This is a genomic window from Halalkalibacter oceani, assembly GCF_040544555.1.
Classification (GTDB): domain Bacteria; phylum Bacillota; class Bacilli; order Bacillales; family Bacillaceae_D; genus Halalkalibacter; species Halalkalibacter oceani.
The window spans coordinates 67,443-86,136 of the sequence record NZ_JBEPKD010000006.1 but is presented as its reverse complement, the minus strand read 5'-3'; the positions used below and the strand labels follow the sequence as shown (position 1 = coordinate 86,136).

The 18,694-nt window shown below is 48.5% G+C and carries 19 protein-coding genes; 3 read left to right on the top strand and 16 right to left on the bottom strand.

Translation table 11 applies throughout. The annotated features are described in order from the left end of the window. Positions 1–268: 268 nt before the first annotated feature. A complete protein-coding gene (locus ABMB67_RS09175; RefSeq protein ID WP_251221427.1) occupies positions 269–418 on the bottom strand; it encodes a hypothetical protein in 150 nt (49 codons plus the stop codon). A 307-nt stretch (positions 419–725) separates the two neighbouring features. On the opposite strand from ABMB67_RS09175, the gene ABMB67_RS09170 reads away from it, so the two are divergent. Then, positions 726–1,925 carry a trans-sulfuration enzyme family protein gene (locus ABMB67_RS09170; RefSeq protein ID WP_354571880.1) on the top strand — a complete coding sequence of 400 codons (1,200 nt, stop codon included), beginning with the start codon at positions 726–728 and terminating at the stop codon, positions 1,923–1,925. A gap of 29 nt (positions 1,926–1,954) precedes the next feature. Further along, the gene (locus ABMB67_RS09165; RefSeq protein WP_251221425.1) at positions 1,955–3,376 is read left to right on the top strand and encodes a sigma-54 interaction domain-containing protein; all 1,422 of its coding nucleotides are present in this window, start codon (positions 1,955–1,957) and stop codon (positions 3,374–3,376) included. Between the two features lie 196 nt (positions 3,377–3,572). On the opposite strand, the gene ABMB67_RS09160 is transcribed toward ABMB67_RS09165, so the two are convergent. The 13 genes from ABMB67_RS09160 to ABMB67_RS09100 form a co-directional block, all read right to left on the bottom strand. After that, positions 3,573–3,710, bottom strand: coding sequence for a hypothetical protein (locus ABMB67_RS09160; RefSeq protein ID WP_251221424.1), 138 nt, complete (start codon positions 3,708–3,710; stop codon positions 3,573–3,575). Continuing rightward, complete coding sequence (locus ABMB67_RS09155) at positions 3,703–3,951, bottom strand: ferredoxin (RefSeq protein WP_251221423.1); 249 nt, start codon at positions 3,949–3,951, stop codon at positions 3,703–3,705. Before ABMB67_RS09155 ends, ABMB67_RS09160 begins: the two co-directional genes overlap by 8 nt. A gap of 15 nt (positions 3,952–3,966) precedes the next feature. Beyond that, on the bottom strand, positions 3,967–6,204 hold the full coding sequence (locus tag ABMB67_RS09150) for a xanthine dehydrogenase family protein molybdopterin-binding subunit (RefSeq protein WP_354571879.1): 2,238 nt from the start codon (positions 6,202–6,204) through the stop codon (positions 3,967–3,969). Further along, positions 6,188–6,676 (bottom strand): (2Fe-2S)-binding protein, encoded by a 489-nt coding sequence (locus ABMB67_RS09145; RefSeq protein WP_354571878.1) that lies wholly within the window; start codon positions 6,674–6,676, stop codon positions 6,188–6,190. Before ABMB67_RS09145 ends, ABMB67_RS09150 begins: the two co-directional genes overlap by 17 nt. A gap of 26 nt (positions 6,677–6,702) precedes the next feature. Further along, the gene (locus tag ABMB67_RS09140; RefSeq protein WP_354571877.1) at positions 6,703–7,662 is read right to left on the bottom strand and encodes a substrate-binding domain-containing protein; all 960 of its coding nucleotides are present in this window, start codon (positions 7,660–7,662) and stop codon (positions 6,703–6,705) included. Positions 7,663–7,680: 18 nt separating this feature from the next. Further along, entirely contained in the window at positions 7,681–8,505 is an 825-nt protein-coding gene (locus ABMB67_RS09135; protein ID WP_354571876.1) for an FAD binding domain-containing protein, read from the bottom strand. A gap of 13 nt (positions 8,506–8,518) precedes the next feature. Continuing rightward, the gene (locus ABMB67_RS09130) at positions 8,519–8,830 is read right to left on the bottom strand and encodes a 2Fe-2S iron-sulfur cluster-binding protein (protein ID WP_354571875.1); all 312 of its coding nucleotides are present in this window, start codon (positions 8,828–8,830) and stop codon (positions 8,519–8,521) included. Between the two features lie 2 nt (positions 8,831–8,832). Beyond that, positions 8,833–10,548, bottom strand: a complete 1,716-nt coding sequence (locus ABMB67_RS09125) for an FAD-binding protein (RefSeq protein ID WP_251221417.1) — start codon at positions 10,546–10,548, stop codon at positions 8,833–8,835. Continuing rightward, positions 10,541–11,335 (bottom strand): LamB/YcsF family protein, encoded by a 795-nt coding sequence (locus tag ABMB67_RS09120; RefSeq protein ID WP_354571874.1) that lies wholly within the window; start codon positions 11,333–11,335, stop codon positions 10,541–10,543. The genes ABMB67_RS09125 and ABMB67_RS09120 overlap by 8 nt, the downstream gene beginning before the upstream one ends. Positions 11,336–11,634: 299 nt before the next feature. Beyond that, positions 11,635–13,059 carry a UbiD family decarboxylase gene (locus tag ABMB67_RS09115; protein WP_354571873.1) on the bottom strand — a complete coding sequence of 475 codons (1,425 nt, stop codon included), beginning with the start codon at positions 13,057–13,059 and terminating at the stop codon, positions 11,635–11,637. 9 nt (positions 13,060–13,068) lie between these two features. Further along, the gene (locus tag ABMB67_RS09110) at positions 13,069–14,109 is read right to left on the bottom strand and encodes an ABC transporter substrate-binding protein (RefSeq protein ID WP_354571872.1); all 1,041 of its coding nucleotides are present in this window, start codon (positions 14,107–14,109) and stop codon (positions 13,069–13,071) included. A gap of 22 nt (positions 14,110–14,131) precedes the next feature. Beyond that, the gene (locus ABMB67_RS09105) at positions 14,132–14,962 is read right to left on the bottom strand and encodes an ABC transporter permease (protein ID WP_251221413.1); all 831 of its coding nucleotides are present in this window, start codon (positions 14,960–14,962) and stop codon (positions 14,132–14,134) included. 1 nt (position 14,963) lies between these two features. Continuing rightward, the gene (locus ABMB67_RS09100; RefSeq protein ID WP_251221412.1) at positions 14,964–15,752 is read right to left on the bottom strand and encodes an ABC transporter ATP-binding protein; all 789 of its coding nucleotides are present in this window, start codon (positions 15,750–15,752) and stop codon (positions 14,964–14,966) included. 420 nt (positions 15,753–16,172) lie between these two features. On the opposite strand from ABMB67_RS09100, the gene ABMB67_RS09095 reads away from it, so the two are divergent. After that, entirely contained in the window at positions 16,173–16,526 is a 354-nt protein-coding gene (locus ABMB67_RS09095) for a YhjD family protein (RefSeq protein ID WP_251221411.1), read from the top strand. Positions 16,527–16,788: 262 nt separating this feature from the next. Here ABMB67_RS09095 and ABMB67_RS09090 read toward each other — a convergent pair whose 3' ends face one another. Both ABMB67_RS09090 and yhbH read right to left on the bottom strand, forming a co-directional pair. Beyond that, positions 16,789–17,235: a hypothetical protein gene (locus ABMB67_RS09090; protein WP_354571871.1), complete on the bottom strand. Its 447-nt coding sequence runs from the start codon at positions 17,233–17,235 to the stop codon at positions 16,789–16,791. A gap of 198 nt (positions 17,236–17,433) precedes the next feature. After that, complete coding sequence (yhbH, locus tag ABMB67_RS09085; protein ID WP_251221409.1) at positions 17,434–18,606, bottom strand: sporulation protein YhbH; 1,173 nt, start codon at positions 18,604–18,606, stop codon at positions 17,434–17,436. Positions 18,607–18,694 lie beyond the last annotated feature (88 nt).

Here is an 18,694-nt window from a genome sequence, read left to right as displayed (position 1 = left end):
ATCGGCTGTTTTTTTACGTTTCTCAACGCTTTTCAGCAGTCAGTAGCAGAAAAAGCCGAACAGCATGAACGAAAATCGTGAGACTAAACAGGCCAATTAATGTAAGATCAAAAACAGCAGGTGTCTGAAAATCAACAAAAAGCATCATAATTGCCAATCCTATTCCAAGCATCAATAGATTCATATACCCAAATTTTTCAAGCATCAGTAGAAGTGGATGTGAGATTTATCGTTTAGCGGGAAGGCAAGGAAACATCCTCCCTCTTCATTAGCGGCGGCGTTTCTTCTTAGGGGGAGAACGCCGTTTTTCATTTTTTCGTTCTTGTTTTAACTCGTATAAGTCCTTCACACTTGAAATAATCGCTTTGAAAGCTCCAGCGATAAGAGCGAAAAGCGCGATGAGCTTTTCGACATCCACTGATTCGCCTCCTTCCTACTATCATTATAATGTTTCAAAAGGAGACGATGAATAGGTGTGATGATTATTTTCAAGCAAAATGTGCATGTATCATTGAAAATAGGCGGGATTTTTATAGAAAATGAAAATCCATTATCTAATTCGCAAAAAATCACAATTCATTTGATACATTTCATTACAAGAATATTGAGATTTTTTAAAAAATACGATTAAATGAAAACAAGGAAAGAAAATAATTCCCGATTATGATAATTTCCACGTTAACAATTCCCGTTCTTAATAAATCTTTAATCTGCAGGAGGCTTGTATGACAAACTATCGGTCTATGGACACAGAGCTGATTCATGCTATGGTACAGCCTGATGAAAAAACTGGGGCGATCGCCCAATCAATTGTTCCGGCAGTTGCTTACGCTTTTCCTGATTGCGAAACTGCTGCCGATGTCGTAACAGGAAACAAAGAAGGAATCTACTATGGCAGATATGGAAATGCGACGATTAAAACGTTAGAAGATAAAATCGCCTATTTGGAAAACGGTGAAGCCGCTCTCGGTGTCAGCTCGGGGATGGCCGCGATCAGCATTGCCATTCTTGCTTACGTCAAGCACGGAGAGCATGTGCTTGTGACGAAGGATGTCTATGGAGGTACTCATAAATTTTTAACAACACTGGCGCCGCGCTTTGGCATCTCTTATGATTTTGTTGACTGTACATCAATGGACGCTATTGAACAGGCGATCCAGCCGAACACAAAAGCGATTTATATCGAGACGCCTTCCAACCCTTGTCTTACAGTCTTAGACATTAGGGACATTGCCAAAATTGCTAATTTGTATAACATCCCCTTGATTGTTGATAACACCTTTATGTCCCCTTATTTACAAAAACCGCTGGAGCTTGGAGCCAATGTCGTTGTCCACAGCGCGACAAAGTATTTAAACGGTCATGGCGATGTCCTTGCCGGCTTTATCGTCGCCAAGAAACAGGACATCCATCATATGCGGAAAAATGTGATGGGCGATCTCGGTCAAGTGTTAAATTCATGGGACGCCTTCCTCATCCTGCGCGGCCTGAAAACATTGGCGCTGCGCGTTCATCGCCATTGCGACAACGCGCATGCAATTGCTCACTATTTAGAGACACATCCCGGCATTGAAAAAGTCTATTATCCCGGCCTGCCCTCTCATCCGCAGCATGCGTTAGCAAAAAAACAAATGAGGGCGATGGGCGGAATTGTTTCTTTTGAAGTGAAAGGCGGTTATCAGGCCAGTAAGCAATTTATCAATGCTTTAAAATTAGCGATGATCTCCTTCAGCTTAGGAGATCCCGAAACATTGGTACAGCACCCGGCGACGATGACTCATTCATCCGTTCCGGCATTCGAACGGGAGAAGTTCGGCATTACCGATGGATTAATCCGGCTTTCTCTCGGCTTGGAAGAAGCTCAGGATATTATCGCTGATTTAGAACAAGCGTTGGCCCAGCTCTCTCAGAATATCACTACATGACCTAACCGTGCATTTTAGGGGGGAATACGATGAATCATGCTTCTTATTTAACGGCCATTGAACAAGAGCTGCAACGTTTTTTAGATGTTCTCGCTGAACTAATCGACTTAGAATTTACCGTTGTCAACGACAAATTAGTCAGAATTGCCGGCACTGGCTCTTACAAAGAGCAGATTGGCAGCATCGCCCCGGAAGGTTCCCTTTTTCAAAACGTGCTGGAAACAGGGATCCCCCGGTTTATTTTAGATATTCAAAACGAAGAAGAAAACTGCCGAAACTGTGTCTTTAATCGACATTGCCGGGAGCTTTCGACGATGGGGTACCCGATCATTCTCGATAACCGTCCAATCGGCGTCATCGGAATTATCGCTTTTTCCCCGCAGCAAAAAGAAAAAGTCGTCGAGAACTTATCGACGTTGTGGGATTTGCTCAAACAGACCCACCAATTTATTGAAAATAAAATCGCCCTGTTCGAGACTGCGGATTCACCAAAAGCACTGCCTCCCGCTGAACCGGTTCAAAACGCGATCATCTTTCAAGACATCATCGGGTACGACACTTCATTAAAAGATATCGTGAAAAGGGCCGAGCGGGTCACTTCCAGCCCTTCAGCCGTTCTCATTCAGGGTGAGGCCGGCACAGGGAAGGAACAGCTGGCGAAAGCTCTCCATTACGGGGGAAACCGGGCGAGCGCTTCCTTTATTCCAATCAGCTGTTCAGCGGTACCAGCCGAGGTGCTGGAACGTGAGCTTTTTGGCTATGGAGATGACGAGCCGGGATGGTTGGAGAAAGCCGCGAACGGGACAGTCTTCTTTGATGAGATTGGCGACCTGCCTCTTTCCCTGCAGGCAAAACTGCAAAGGGCACTGCAAGTGGGAAGCATCTATCGCGTAAATGGCAGCAGGTCCCTTTCCATTAATGTGAGGATCATCGCGGCAACGAGCAAAAACCTTGAACAGATGATCCAGGAAGGGATGTTCAGAGAGGATTTTTATTACCAAATAAATGTCCTCCCTTTTACGTTACCGCCGCTAAAAGAGCGAAAAGAGGACATCCTGAAATTGTTTACCTTTTTCTTAAAAAAGCACGGCGAGCGTTTGAACAAACCAATGATGAAAGTAGAGCCTATTGTCGAGCAATGGCTGCTGCACCATCAGTGGCCGGGCAACATTAGACAGCTGGAAAATGTCGCCGAATACCTTGTTAATTTTGCTCAAGATGACGTAATTACAAGCGGAGACTTGCCGGACTCCTTTTTTCAGAAAGAGAAAGTGCTGCATCCTGACAAAGTAAGAAGCCTCGATGAACTCGTCGCTGAATACGAAAAAACGATTCTACAACAATTACTGGAATCCGCTCATTCCACCTCTGAAAAAGAAAAAGTCGCCAACGACTTAAACATCAGCCTCTCCACCCTCTACCGCAAACTAGAAAAATACCAGATTTCATAGAGGCTGTGACAAAAGGTTGTTTTTTTACCTTTTGTCACAGCCTTTAAGCAATGAGTGGAACCGCCACGATCTTTTTAAAGTCCGTTGTGAGTGGGTTTCTCACAACGGGCTTGTGGCGTGTGAAGCCATTGCCAGTAGGTCCAAAGCTAGTTATATCTCAGCCTCTACTGCAATGAACGGAACCGCCACGATCTTTTTAAAGTCCGTTGTGAGCAAGCTGCTGAAAAAGTACGGTTTTCACTTTTCCGGCAGCTTTTTCGTAATGAGCGTAGCCGTTGCCTGATTTTGAAAGCCTTGCTATAAGGAACCAGCTTGTCCCGACCCTCTTATTCATATTTTAAAGGGTCTCCATCAAACGGCTGTTCCGCGACTTTAATGGATTCCGTCGGACAGCCTTCCAGCGCATCGATGACATCGTCAATCAAGTCTTCGGCGATGATGTTCATTCCTTTATTCTCATCAATCACGACATAGGCAATTCCTTCATCGTCATAATCATAAATATCAGGAGCGGACGCGCCACAGGCACCGCAGGCGATGCAAGTCTCTTGATCGACAATCGTATAATGAGCCATATGTAACCTCCCTCTTTATTTGCTTTCCTCTGTATGAAGCAAAGTCCAAACTTTCTCCGGTGTGAATGGGAGCGAATACCCGCGTTTTCCTATCGCATGGGCAATTGCATTGGCGATCGCCCCCGGCACAGGGTCTAACGCGACCTCCCCAACAGATTTGGCCCCGAAAGGACCGTGCGGGTCTTCTCCTTCAATAAAGCTTACTTGTATGTCTGGAATATCCGCCGCCCCCGGCATCCGATAATCCATGATGCTCGGATTCATCACCCGCCCCTCTTCAAGCTTCAATTCCTCCATCGTCACCCAGCCGATTCCCTGAGCGACAGCCCCGTTCACCTGACTGATCGCGCCGACTTCGTTCAAGATCGTCCCGGAATCATGTGCCGCCCAGTACCCAAGCAGCTTTACTCGGCCTGTATCAGGATCCACCTCAACCTCCGCCACATGAGCGGCAAACGGATAATTAGGCGACGGATTCCCGTAATATGTGTGGTCCGGCAGCTCCGTGTTTGGGACATATGTGCTGCGAACGAGCAATTCCTCGCCGGCATTCTTCATTCGAAAAAGCGTGGCAATCTCTTTGAAAGAATGTGCGGTTTCCCCAACGACGATAGACCGTTCATCCCACTTCCCTTCCGTCCCGTATAGCTCTTTCATAAAGGCAGACAGCTTTCGCTTGAATTCAGCGGCCGCTAATTGAACGGCGTTGCCTCCCATCACCGTGCTTCTTGATGCCAATGTCCCGATTCCAAATGGGTGACGAGCGGTGTCTCCCGATTTGACAATGATCGCCTGATCACTGATTCCCAATTCACGCGCGGCGATTTTCGCATAGGTTTGGCTCAATCCTTGGCCGAGGTCAATTTCTCCGGTTTCGACCTCGATGTCTCCCGTTGCTTTCAAGCGAAGAACCGCCGTCGAGCCGTCGAATCTTGGATCAATGCCCCGAAAGCCGGACACATGATTGCCGAGGGCCAGACCGAGACCGCGATTTTTCGGCAGGCTGTCGCGTCTTTGCCAATTGGCCATCTTCTTCACTGTGTCGATACATTCTTCAAGCTTGCAGCTGTCGAGCTGATAGCCGTGAGCTGTTCTCTCATTTTGATGGACAATATTCATCCGCCGCAGCTCAGCCGGATCGATCTTCAGACTATCGGCGATCTCGTCGATGATGCTTTCCACCGCGAACAGCATTTCCGCGTTTCCGAAGCCTCTCATGCATGTCGTTGGACTATTGTTTGTATAGCAGAGGTTCCCTTCAGCTCTGACATTGTTAAAATGGTAAATTCCATCAGGACGTGTGCAGGCGGTGGCGACAATATTCGGACTCCAATAAATCCGCGCGCCGGCATTGGCGTAGACGACCACATCTTTATAAACAAATTTACCATCCGCTGTTGCCCCGATTTCAACATCCATCTTCAATGGCACGCGCGGATGAGCGCTGATCATATCCTCCTTACGGTCGAATACCATTTTGACAGGCCTTTTTGCTTCCATACTCAAAGCGGCTGCGATAATATGCATTTTCAACACATATTTCGCGCCAAATGACCCTCCGATTGGCGGCACGATGATCCGGACTCTGTCTTCCGGCAAGCCGAACGCCGCCGCGTACGTTTCACGGGCCCGATACGGAATATGGGAACCGGCCCACAGCGTTATGCCCTCCTCCTCCGACCAACTGGCAAGCGCGGCAATCGGCTCGAGATGCCCCTGGTAAATCGGGTTAATCACATACCGGCCGCCGCGGACGATTTCCGCATCCTTTTTAGCCGTCTCCACATCCCCGCGCTCAAGCTGTAAATGCATCGGGCGGTTCTGCTCCGTCTGTGGATGAAGCAGCGGACTTTCAGGGGAGAGCGCCTCCTCCGCGTCGAAAACGGCCGGCAACCCTTCATAGTGCACATCAATCATCTGCAGGGCGGCTTGAACGAGCTCTTTTGAGTCAGCTGCGACAGCCGCGACTTCATCCCCGATAAAGAGTACCTCCGATTCCGCGAAAATGTTCCAGTCCTTATACTTCGTCGGTCCATAGGCAAGCCTTGGAACATCGGCCGCCGTCAGTACTGCATGCACGCCTTCTATTTCCAGAGCTTTCGTTGTGTCTATGTTGACGATTCGCGCATGAGCGTGCGGGCTTCGTAAAATACCGCCTGCCAGCTGGCCAGGTAAGCTGATATCTTCAACAAATCTCGTCTCGCCGGTTAGCTTTTGAACATGAGCATGAGGTGATTTAAACGTGCTGTTCACGATCGCTCTCCTCCTTTTCGATCTTTTCAACAGCCTGGATGATACCTCGGTAGCCTGTGCAACGGCAAAGATTATTTTTCAACGCCTGTGCTACATTTCCATTGAATGGAGCGGGGGCATTGACATAAGCGGTTACTGTCATCATGATGCCTGGCGTGCAAAATCCACATTGGACACCGCCATGTACAATCATTGAATCGGTCAGCCTTTGAAAGATGTCATGCTGCTTGATTCCTTCAATTGTTTCCACGTGCGCCCCCTGCACAGCCGCTGTTGGTAAAATACAAGAGACAACAGGCTTGCCGTCCAGTAACACCATGCAAGCTCCACATTCCCCCGTTTTACAGCCGATTTTCGTCCCTGTTAACCCTGCTTCTTCCCGAATATAGTCCACTAAAGGCTTCGTTGGTGACCCGTGCCAAGTCTGCTGCTGTCCATTCAGTTTCAATTGAACTGTTTCTCCGCTCGTCATAGCTGCCCTCCTGACATTCCTGTTTCTTACGTTGTTAAGACAGACTCGTGAAACATCTCTTCTTTCGTAAATGTTCTTGAGATCAGGCCGTCTTCTTTTAAAAACTCGATAAACTGCGCAATTTGCGGCCAGTTCTTTTGCAGCCCGTAAGGCCAGAGGTCGTTCTTCATTAAGGCAGCTGAACGCTCCGCCGATTCCCAGACCCACGGCACAATTGATTGATTGCTGATCGTTTCAAACGTGCTTTTCATCACTTCATTTTTTTGGGCGAGAAAGCGCTGATACAGTTGCTGCGGCAATGCCGGATAGGCTTTCACCGTTTCTTTTTTCAGTGAGACAAGATGCATGATTGGAAAAACATTCGTTTCCCGATAATATCTCTTTTCCTCCTCCCAGGCATCGGGAAAGAGGCGACGAATCTTCCCTCCCTCCCCATCCAAAGGAAAATAGTGCTCCGGTGGACGTCTGACAGTCATAATGGCATCGACCTCCCCCTCGACGAGAGCATCGAAAATATTCGCCGTCTTAGCTGCTGTTGCTGGCGTGTCAATCGGGATCCGTTCCGGGCGAAACGTCACCCAGTCAATCTCCTCTGTCTTCACGTCCCACAGATGACGGAAATAGGCTCTTATCCAAACGGCCGCGGTCATTTGATATTCAGGAAGACCGATGCGAAGACGCTTTAGCTCTGACGGGTGCTTCCACGGTGAATCCGCGCGGACATAGAGCGTATTATGGCGGAAGGATCGCGAAAGAAAAACCGGAATCGCCGTCAGCCGCTGATCGCCCCGATCAAGGCCAATGAGATAGGAGGCAAGGGAAAGCTCCGACAGATCATAGCACGCTTCCGATACTTGCTTCTCAAAAATCTCTTCTATATTCGTGCTTTTCAGATTGAATTGAAAGGAAGGAAGCTGTTCTTCCCCGGAAACAATCCAATTCGTGCGACTGCTGATTGACACCGCTGTGCTTACTTGTGCTTTCACGGTTAGCGTTCTCTCCTTTCATGTGAAGGCAAGCTTCGTCAAAGCCTTCTTAATAAAAACGCTGACCATCGCCTGACGATACGCCGCGCTCGCCCTGACATCGGTGATCGGCTGACATTGAGCGGCAACAAGCTCTGCCAGCCGCGCGATGGCGGTTTCATTGCTTTCGACATCATGAAACGCCGCGAATACCGGCTTCCCATTCGCGGCACCGACAGCGACATTGAGCCAGTTCATCCGCCGGCTGCTTTCTTCCAGCACGACCGCAACGGAAACGAGCGAAATATCTGTTCCACCGCGCTGATCGTGCCGTAAAAATGTTTGCGGAAGACCGCTCACTTTATCAGGTATGAAAATAGCTGTAATCATTTCATTCTTTTCAAGGGTTGTTTTCTTAGGTGCCGTTACAAAATCAACAAGTGGAACGATGCGCGTCCGCTCTTTGCTTTTCAGCGTCACGGTCGCTTCATAGGCGACTAAAGGGATAATCAGATCAGCGGCCGGGGACGCATTCGCGAGATTGCCGCCGATCGATGCCCGGTTTTGGATTTGCCAGCCGCCGATGACACGGCTCGCCTCCTGAAGGGCGGGCAATTCTTCCAGCAGCGTACTTTGCCATATCTCGGAAGCTGTCACCGCCGCTCCGATTTCAATCCCGCCTTCCACTCGCCTGATCTGCCGTAGCTCTGGCAGATGTTGAATATTGAGCCATGACCGATTTCGCAGCTCCTGTTTCGCTTGAAAATTGACAAATAAATCCGTTCCCCCGCAAACAATTTGCGCTTGCTCCTCCTCAAGCAGATTCAAAGCTTCTTCTAAGGTAGAGGGGCTGTGCCAACTCATTTACGCTTCACCTCTATTCAATCGACGTAACCAAATCTTTCAGCCATGGCCTTGCTGCTAAAGGCTCAATGCTAAACTCGGCATTCTCTTCTGCGCGCAAGCTGCATAAATAGCCGGGCTTCTCATTGACGACGGCCATGCATTCCTTGCACGCGTTTGCCGAGCGGCAGGAATAGCGAACGGCGATCGACGGATCTTTATGTTCCCTGATCCAAAAAATCGCATCAAGCAAGCTCATTCCTTCGACGAATGGAACAGTATGTTTTTCAACTGCCCTTTCGCTTCCTTGCTGACCACGGACAATTTGTAAGCTGAATTCTGCCATCGTTATGACCCCTTTCCTACTTTTGCTTCCAGCACGAGTCTGTCCAGCTTCCATTCCTTCTCTTCCTCTAGGAAAAAGCGGCTGCTGTAAGCCTCGTCAAGCTGTTCCGGATAATCGAGCCGCACATGGGCTCCTCGCGACTCCTTCCTCTCAATCGCCCCTGTAATAATCGCTTCACCTAACAATGTCATATGGTAGGCTTCGATTTTTTCAACGAGAGAAAGTGCATAGTCTTCCTGGGGCTGCAGCGCTGTCCTTTCAATTTCCGTCCGAATCGCTTTGATCTCCTTCAGCGCCTGCACCAGCTCTTCCTCAAGCCGCAGCGGCCCTGAGCCTTTCCATAACGTTCTTTGTATATCGCGCCTTAACGCCAGCATTGACTTTTCGTCCTGCTCCACCTCGCGCGGATGCCAAAACTGCTGCAGCCTCTCCCATTCCCGTTCAAGCTCCTCAGCTACGATATCATCAGCCCGGGCCACAAGCCGATCGGCCGCCTGCTCTCCGGCGATTTTTCCCGTCACGAGCGCTTCCGTTATCGCGTTGCCTGATAACCGGTTGGCCCCGTGCATGCCGTAAATAAGCTCTCCACACGCATACAGCCCCTCGACAGTCGTCTTCATGGAAGTGTCAACCCGTACACCGCCGAGCATAAAATGGGCCATCGGCGCGACCTCGACTAAATCCTTCGTCAAATCGACTCCCTGTGATTTTAAAATATCGATCACCGGGCCGAAGCCTTCTTTCAGCTTTTCCTCCGGCACCATGCGGAAATCGAGATACGCCCCGCCATGCTTGGAGCCTCGTCCCGCTTCGACTTCCTTAAAAATCGCATAGCTCGTTAAATCTCTCGTTGCGGTATATTTACCGGCGACTTCTCCAGCATATCGTTCCATGAACTCTTCTTCATTGCCATTTAATAACCGCCCGCCAAGCTTATAGCGGAACGGGTCCCACATAATCGGATCAATCCCGACAAGCGGCGGATACAGATGGGCAATCGGGAAAAACTGCACCATTTCCATATCGCGGAGCTCACAGCCTGCCTCCGCCGCTAAAATATGACCGTCACCCGTCATATTGGAGGAGGCGCTATTGCGTTCAAACACCTCGGTCAGTCCGCCTGTCGCCAAAATCGTCTGCGAAGCTGAAATGCTGATTGGCTGCATCGTTTCCATTGAAAAACCAAGCGCTCCGGCAATTTGTCCTTCGTGCTTGACAAGGCGGGTAATCATAACGTTTTTTAAACGCGTCACCTTCTCATCACGCCAGATCGAACGCTTTAAGCCATTGGCCGTTGATTCACCCGTCTTTAGAATATCGACATAGACGCAGCGCTTCCGTGAATGGCCCGGCGAAACGACCTGAGACCGCTTGCCGTCTTCGATTTTGGCCCATTTGACGCCATATGTTTCGACTTCATTGATCACTTCCGGTCCGCGTTCGACAATCGCCCGGACAATTTCCGGATCGGCTAATCCGCGGCTGCCGGCCATCGTGTCTTCAAAGTGCAGATCTGTGCTGTCATCGTCCGCTTCCCCGAGCGCGACCGCGACCGTCATCTGGGCAATAATCGTCGCCCCGCCACGGCCAATCAAGCTTTTGTCCGCAATAACGACATTCGCGCCCTTATCCGCGGCGGCGCGTGCCGCCATCATTCCGGCTGCTCCTGCTCCGATCACTAGCACATCCGTTTGCAAGTTTTCAACCGCTTTAGACATTTGTCGCCTCTCCCCTCTCTTTTTTCATCTGAGCGATGGCCTTCACTTCAACGTTGGCCTGTTCCAATTCATTTCTTATCTTTTTGGCAAAATGGAGGGCATTCGGACCATCTCCATGAATACAGATCGTTTCCGCTTCAATCCCGACATCCACCCCTTGCCGGGACAGGACTTTCTTCTCCTTAATCATCCGAATTACTTGCCGGACCGCCTCTTCTTCATCCTCAATCATCGCATCGGCAAGCCGCCTTGACGTTAATGTCCCATCCTGCTGATACGTTCTATCGGCGAAAACTTCGCTCGCTGTCCGCAGTCCGATCCGCCGCCCCGCCTTCAGCAGCTCTCCGTTGGCGAGTCCGAACAAAATCAGCTCAGGGTCGACCTTATACACTGCTTCAGCAATCGCTTCCGATAACGCACTATTTATCGCGGCCATATTATAAAGCACCCCGTGGGCTTTCACATGCTGAACATTTCCGCCTTCCGCTTTGACGAATGCCGAGAGAGCACCAATTTGGTACACAACCAGGTCATACGCTTCCTGCGGCGAAATATCGATATTTCTTCGGCCGAAGCCGATTAAATCTTGTAATCCGGGGTGTGCCCCTATTCCAGCTCCACGTTCTAAAGCGAAGCCGACTGTCTTTCTAATCGTTGCCGGGTCACCGGCATGAAACCCGCAAGCGATATTCACTGAGGTCGCATACTGAAGCAGCTCTTCATCGGCTCCGATTTTGTACGCGCCAAAGCTTTCACCCATATCACAATTCAAATCAACGACATTCATACGCCCCTGCCTCCTGCTTATTTTTTTCTTCGCCATGAAAAAGAAAGCCTCATTCCGCTTCCAGCGCCTTCTCCACAGACAATTAGGAACCCTATTCCGCTATTGCGAGCTACAAGGGACTGCCTCCACGAATTTTGCCTGCGAACGAAATCTCGTTCCTCTTGTCATGGAAATGGGCATCAAAATAGAGGCATAACGGAATCCAGTTCCTCTTGAACTGCCCTTTTCTCCCCTGCTCCGAGGCGCGATCTTTAAGCTTCGCCCAGCTTAAGGCTGGCTTATCTTGCGCCGCACTGCTCTTAGAACCATCTGCTTTTTTCCTCGTCGTTGAATGAACGCAGCTTGTTCGTCTGAATTTGTTTCACATGTTCTTTTGGCACAACGGCCCGCGCCGGATACGGAACAGGCGGAGCCGGCTTTGTCGCATCAACGATCACCGCGCTAGACATTCTCGCTGTATGGCTGCCATCCTGATGATAATCCCAGTTTGTCGGCAGCAATCCGCCCGGGCCGTTCCATTTTGGAATCGTCAATAAATCCCGTTCAGCGTCAAACCTCGTTCCAATCGCCCAGGCGACCTCCTCTCCATTAAAGACGTTAATATCCTCATCCACGACGACGATATGACGCAAATTTTCCTGTTCTGTATTTAACGCCGTAAAAGCGGCTTTTTTCACATCGGCATCCCGTTCCTTGTTGAGGGAAAGATAGCAGTGCATTCTTGCGTAATGAGGAACATTGACGGTTTTCAAGCTCGGAACAACTGATTTGACTGCACGATAAATACTGCCTGACCGCGGCACAGCTCCGACAACTAAGTGCTCACGGCTCGAGGCGACAATATCCTGGAAAATCGCATGCTTGCGGTGCGTGATGCCTGTCACCCGAATGACAGGAACGGAGCCGCCGCCTAAATAATGCCCCGGCCACTCCCCGAACGGACCCTCCGGCGCTTCTTTGTCAGGAAGGATCTCCCCTTCGATAATAATTTCGGCGTCTGCCGGGACCATTAAATCAGAGGTTTCCGCTTTTACTAAACGAAGCGATTCACCGATCAACGCTCCCGCGGCTTCATACTCGCCGCCGATTCCTTCGATTCTTGACACCGCCCCCATTAAAAAGCCCGGATGGTGTCCTAAAACAATCGCAACAGGCGCCGGCTTGCCCGCCTTTTTGTATTTATTGTAAATAAGCCCTCCATGATGAGCGCCTAAAAACCAGACGCCCATTTCGTCCTTCCCGTAAATATGATGACGATAAATACCGGCGTTGATTTTCTCGCTTTCTGGATCTCTAATCACCATCACACCCGCTGATAAGTACGGTCCGCCGTCCTGCTCATTGTGAATGGGGATCGGCAATCGATTTAAGTCCGCTTCTTCGCCAGTGAGAATCACTTCTTTCACAGGCGCCTCCTCTGGTTCAACAGCTGTCGGAGGAATGGAATTCAAGATTTTCTCGCCGAATACCCGCGGAATGTCCTGCACGTCACAATCGAGAAACAGCGCGATCCGCTCATAGGTCGTAAGCAAGTTTGACATGCAGGCAAGCGAGGCTCCCTTCACATTATGAAAAATCAATCCCGGATACTCTCCTTTTGCGGCGAGAGCAGCGGCATGCCCCGTAATATCAAAACGGGGATTCACCTCCTGCTCCACCACCTTCACACTGTCCGGGTATGCTTCATTAAGCTGCTTCAAATAACTTCTTAAGTCTTTTCCCATGCTGGCCTCCTATGGCAAATATGATAAATCAACCGCTTCTTCATACGAGACAGGCTGTTCAATAACGCCAAGCTCGATCGCCGTTTCAACGACATTTTCCGCCCCAGCCTCGGTAACTCTCAACCCATCAGGCACTTTTGAAAGCTGGGCTTCAATCGCCATTTGCAGCACATCCGGCGGCACTTCAGGAAAGTTTCCTTGCATGACCTCGACGACTGAGGCCGGGTCCTCTACGGAACGCTCGTAAATGTCGAGCATCACTTTCAAAAATGTCTCCATCTCCCGACTGTGCTCATCGACCCAGTCAGCCATCGACATCACGACGATTCCCGCATAATCAAAATCAGGATCATATAAAACACGGTAATCGCCTGTCGCCACCATTTGTGAAACCGTAGGCTCTGACACCATTCCGCCGGCAACCTGATTATTTTCAATCGCTGCGAGCATCGTTGCCCCGCTGCCGCTGCCGATAATTTCGACGTCGCGGTCAGGATCAATATCTGTGCCTTCAAAGCCTTTTCGCAGCGCCGTATCAGAAAGACTGCCGGCTCTTGTGACCGCTATCGTTTCGCCCGCCAGTTCACTAATGTCCTGAAACGGGGCATCCTCTTTTACAACTAGAGAATAACTGGCACCGTTGTAAAGCTGACCATAGGTTTTGACATCGAGTTCATTATCGGCAAATCGCAGCACATGTTCATAGGAGCCTAAGTTGGCATCAATACTGCCGCCGACTAAAGCTTGGACCGCATCAGCACCGGAGCTAAAACATATCTCTTCCACTTCCAGCCCTTCTGCCGCAAACGACCCGTCGTTGATCCCGATTTGCGCTAAAAGCGGCGTCATCCCCCCACATACGAGACCAACCTTCATCGTTCCAAGCGGTTCCGTTGCGGCTTCGTCATTTTCTTCCGCTGCCCCTTGCTGTTCCGCAGGCTGATCATTTGGCTCAGGAGCGCTTTGTCCCGCTTCATTTCCGCCACTGCACGCTGCTAGCATTACTAGGAAGCCAATCGTTATGAGCAACACAGAGCTTTTTACTTTCATCGATTTTCCCTCCAGCTTCATATTATCGATACTTCAACAATCTTTTTTCAGATTGAACAATGAGCTGCTCCAAGATCACAGCAAGAATCATAATCAAGACAAGCCCTGTAAACACCCCTGTAATATCAAGCAGACCCGAAGAGTAAGTAATATAGTAACCAAGCCCGCGGTTGGAGCCGATTAATTCGGCAATCACCGCGCCGATGAGCGCCATGCCGATATTTAACCGTAAGCTTGTTAACAGCCAGACCGTAATCGACGGCAAAATGACCCATGTGAACACTTCACGCTTTTTCGCTTTATGGGTTTTCATCATATCGAGCAGGTCTTTATCAATGTTTTTCACTCCTTCATAAGCGTTGTAAAAGGCGACGAAGATCACCATTGCAATGACCATGATGATTTTCGATGACATCCCGATGCCAAACCAGACAACGAATAAAGGGGCTAACGCGACACGCGGCAAGCTATACAGCGCCATCATGTATGGATATAACAATTTATCCATCCAGTTGCTTGAAGCAAGCGCAATTCCAAGAAGCGTCCCTAAAACCATCCCGATAATTAAACCGATCAACGCCTGCTGCAACGTAAAACCGACATGAAACCACAAATCACCAGAAATTGACAACGTGACGATCCGCTCAATGATCGCGGACGGCTTACTAATCCAAAAATCATTAAATAATGTTCCCGACGTCAATTCCCAAATAAGCAGAACGATCAGCCCGACAGCTACTCTTCCGCCCCAGACAAGCAGCGATTCACGATTAACTTGAAGCTTGTTCGCCGAAACACTCGCACGCTTTGCGGCCGTACTGATTTTCACTTTGCTTTCTTCCGTGCTCAGCATGTTATACACCTACTTCCTTTTTTGAATCAGCTAACGCTTCCCAAATCTCTTTTTGCAACCTCTGAAAACGAGGATCAAAGCGCGTTTCATAAAATGGTCGGGGCCGTTCAATATCAACCTCAAATTCAGCGCTTATCCTTCCCGGCCGATTTGACATCACAACAACTTTATCCGACAGCGCAATCGCTTCTTCAATGTCGTGAGTAATAAACAATACACTTTTGCCAACCTGCTCCCACATTCTTAAAAACTCTTCGCCGATGATCACCCTCGTTTGCGCATCAAGCGGACCAAATGGTTCATCCATCAAATAAAGTGATGGATCATAAGCAAAAGCGCGGGCAAGCGCGACACGCTTTTTCATCCCCCCGGACAATTGCTTCGGATAGAACTCTTCAAACCCTGTTAATCCAACCATGTTAATGTACTTTCTCGCAATCTCTTCCTGCTCCTCGCGTGATTTATTTTTCACAACAGACGGCAGCCTGACATTGTCGAGCACGCTCTTCCACGGAAGGAGCGCATCGTTTTGAAACACCATGCCAACCTCGTTCGGAATTCCTTCGATTACCTCGCCATCAAGCAATGCCCTCCCTTCCGCCGGCTTAATCAAACCTGATACAACTTTTAAAAGCGTCGATTTCCCACAGCCACTAGGACCAACCACCGCGACAAACTGACCATCCTCAATTGTTAAATCGACCTCTGTTAATGCAAGCGTGCTTCGTTCCTTGGAATGATACCTTACGGACAGATTTTGAATTTCGAGCTTTGGCTTTCTTTCAGTCATACGTTCTCCTTTCAGAAACTGATTTTGGCAATGTCATGGATCAACTGTTTTTTCTCAAGTGAGAATGAATTTTATCAAAATTAAGAATTTTCTTGTTTCTTGACATTTATGTTAGGCGAGAACTAACTTCCTTTCAATCATCTCGTAACCAAATCTTACACAGAATAATTAAAATATTTTTAAATCTTATAATAAAATTAGATTTTTCTTATTCACAAAAATAAATTTCTCACAAACGATAAAACTTCTTTACCTTTCTGCGCCAACTGGTTCATTTTTCCGCTAGTATAACGAACGTATATTCGCATATAATAAATAACAAAACCGCTGTGCGGTCTTGTTAGAAGCGGCGTGCGAAGCCGACTTCCTTTCTCGAACAACCTACTAAATTTGAACTTTAAAAAAAGAAAGGGTGATTAGATGAGTATCCTCCATGAAGAGCAGATTCAGCAGCTTGTCCACCAGTTCATCTTTTTGCCGCTGACCCGCACCGTTCTTGAGCGAGATCGACAAAAGATTGAGCAGGCCAGACTTAAAATCCCTTTCCCGTACATGCAAATGATCGATGCTGCGATTGCAAAAATTACGCTTGACCTGAGAAATCTACGAAGAGAAGCGAGAAGAAGCGGTCTTACCATATACAAAGAAGAACAAAGCTACCTTGTCGTATGGCGGGGATACCGCAGTGAGGTCCGTTACACCCCTGACGCCATGCGCCGGCACGTAACAGATATGATGAGTGATTATTTAAAGCGGACGCTCATTCAGAAATGAGCATACGACATGTTACCCAAGCAAACTTGCGCTGCCGATAATAAACAACAAAATGAGCAGGAGTAGTACATTTAGGATCACCGTCAGTAAGCTTCTAATGATGATCTTTTTCGCGTTAAAAAAGGGAGATCCTTCAATCCTGTCAATTCTAAAAACAAAGCTGCACTTATGAGAAAAAGGAGTATATTGAAGGGGTGTATATGAAAGGTGCTCACAAAATGACATCTCCTTTTTAAGGAACAAAATGACGAGCATCGGCGTACTAATTCCCTGATACTACGGCAAATGGCTCTTCCTCACCATTTCTAAATCCTATTACGTTTTCATACGCTTTGTTCAATTGAATTTTATATAGCCGCTGAAACTTGACCGGCTTGTCTGAATCAAGCGCCGCTCCTTCCGTACGATATAACACATTCAACGTATCTCCATCCTCTTCAACAGAAAAGTCGGTATAAGAAACAGGCTGTACACCGACCTCTACTGCTGCTTCGTTTAAATAAACATAAATCGCATTCTGTCGGTCAAAATACAAATGGGCGCCATTTTTCTCTTGAACCGTCTGGATAAACGATGCCACATCCTGATTTGCTTCTTCTTTCTCCACTTCAATAAAAGAAATCGCTTTATGGAAAGGTGTGAAACTTTCCTGATTTCCTATAAACAAAACGGAGACCACTATAACAAGCCCCCATAGAAGTTTCTTCATTTTCATTTGCCCCATGCCCGCAGCACCTTCCTCTTCCAGCTAGTATCACGTAAATTATCATATCATGACAATAATGAAAGTGTAATCAGCAATAAAAAAACGACGAAAGCAGGCGCTAATCCCCATCTATTTCCTGCTTTCTAAAAACAGACAAGCAGGAAGATACCCTCTCCCTGCTTGCGTTCATTTGGTTAGACGTTACCTGACAGCCACGCCTTCCTCTTCTTTCTTGAAAAATGTCTTCATCGCGTGGTACACATCGCCTTTTTCCTTGAGGATGTGGTAGCGGAAGCGCGGGTCGTCGATGTTTTTGTAGGCGCTCATAAGGGTTGAATGGCGGCTGTACTGATTGACCTCGCCGTAGCCAAACATGCTTGATACTTCCATCAGCTTTTCAACGAGCTTCAGACAGCGGGCGTTGTCGGAGGTCAGGTTGTCGCCGTCGGAGAAGTGAAACGGGTAGATGTTGTAGCGTGCCGGGTCATATTCGGCTTCGATTCGTTCGAGCGCTTTGCGGTAGGCCGAGGAGCAAATCGTCCCGCCGCTTTCTCCTTTTGAGAAGAAATCTTCCTCTGAGACGACTTTCGCTTCAGTATGATGGGCAATGAATTCAATGTCGACGGTTTCGTACTTCGTCCGTAAGAAGCGTGTCATCCAGAAAAAGAAGCTGCGAGCCATATACTTTTCCCAGCGTCCCATCGAGCCGCTCGTATCCATCATCGCCAGCACGACAGCCTTTGATTCGGGGCGGATGATTTCATTCCATGTCTTAAAGCGAAGATCATCATTTTGAATCGGAATAAGGCCGGGGCGTCCTTCCAGCGCATTTCGTTTAATCGCCGATAAAATCGTCCGGCGCTTGTCGATGTTGCCCATCAGCCCTTTTTTGCGGATATCATTAAACGAAATATCCTCAATCACGATTTCGTCTTCTTCCTTCTTTTGCAAGTTTGGCAGTTCGAGCTGACGGAAGAGGATTTCTTCGAGCTCCATAATCGATACTTCAGCTTCAAAATAATCCTCACCCGCCTGGTCGCCGGCTCCTTGACCTTTGCCTGGACCTTGCTGCTTCGCATTCGGATCGCGGGCGACGACATCTCCAACCTTGCTTTCTCCTTCTCCCTGACCAACATGTTTATTTTTATCATAGTTATAGCGGATTTTGTATTCATCGAGGGAACGAATTGGAATACGAATGACGTCACGTCCGTTTGACATGACGATGCTCTCCTCACTGACAAGGTCGGGCAGGTTTTTCTTAATCGCTTCCTGGACCTTTTCCTGGTGGCGGCGCTGGTCCTGATATCCCTTTCGATGCAGACTCCAGTTTTCTTGTGACACAACAAATTGGCGCTGGTCCTTGCTTGTCATGTACTTTCCCTCCTCTTTTCTTGCTTTTTCCGTCACATCCCTATAAAAAGAATGATCATGCAACTGACCATGTTATAAATGATTCACT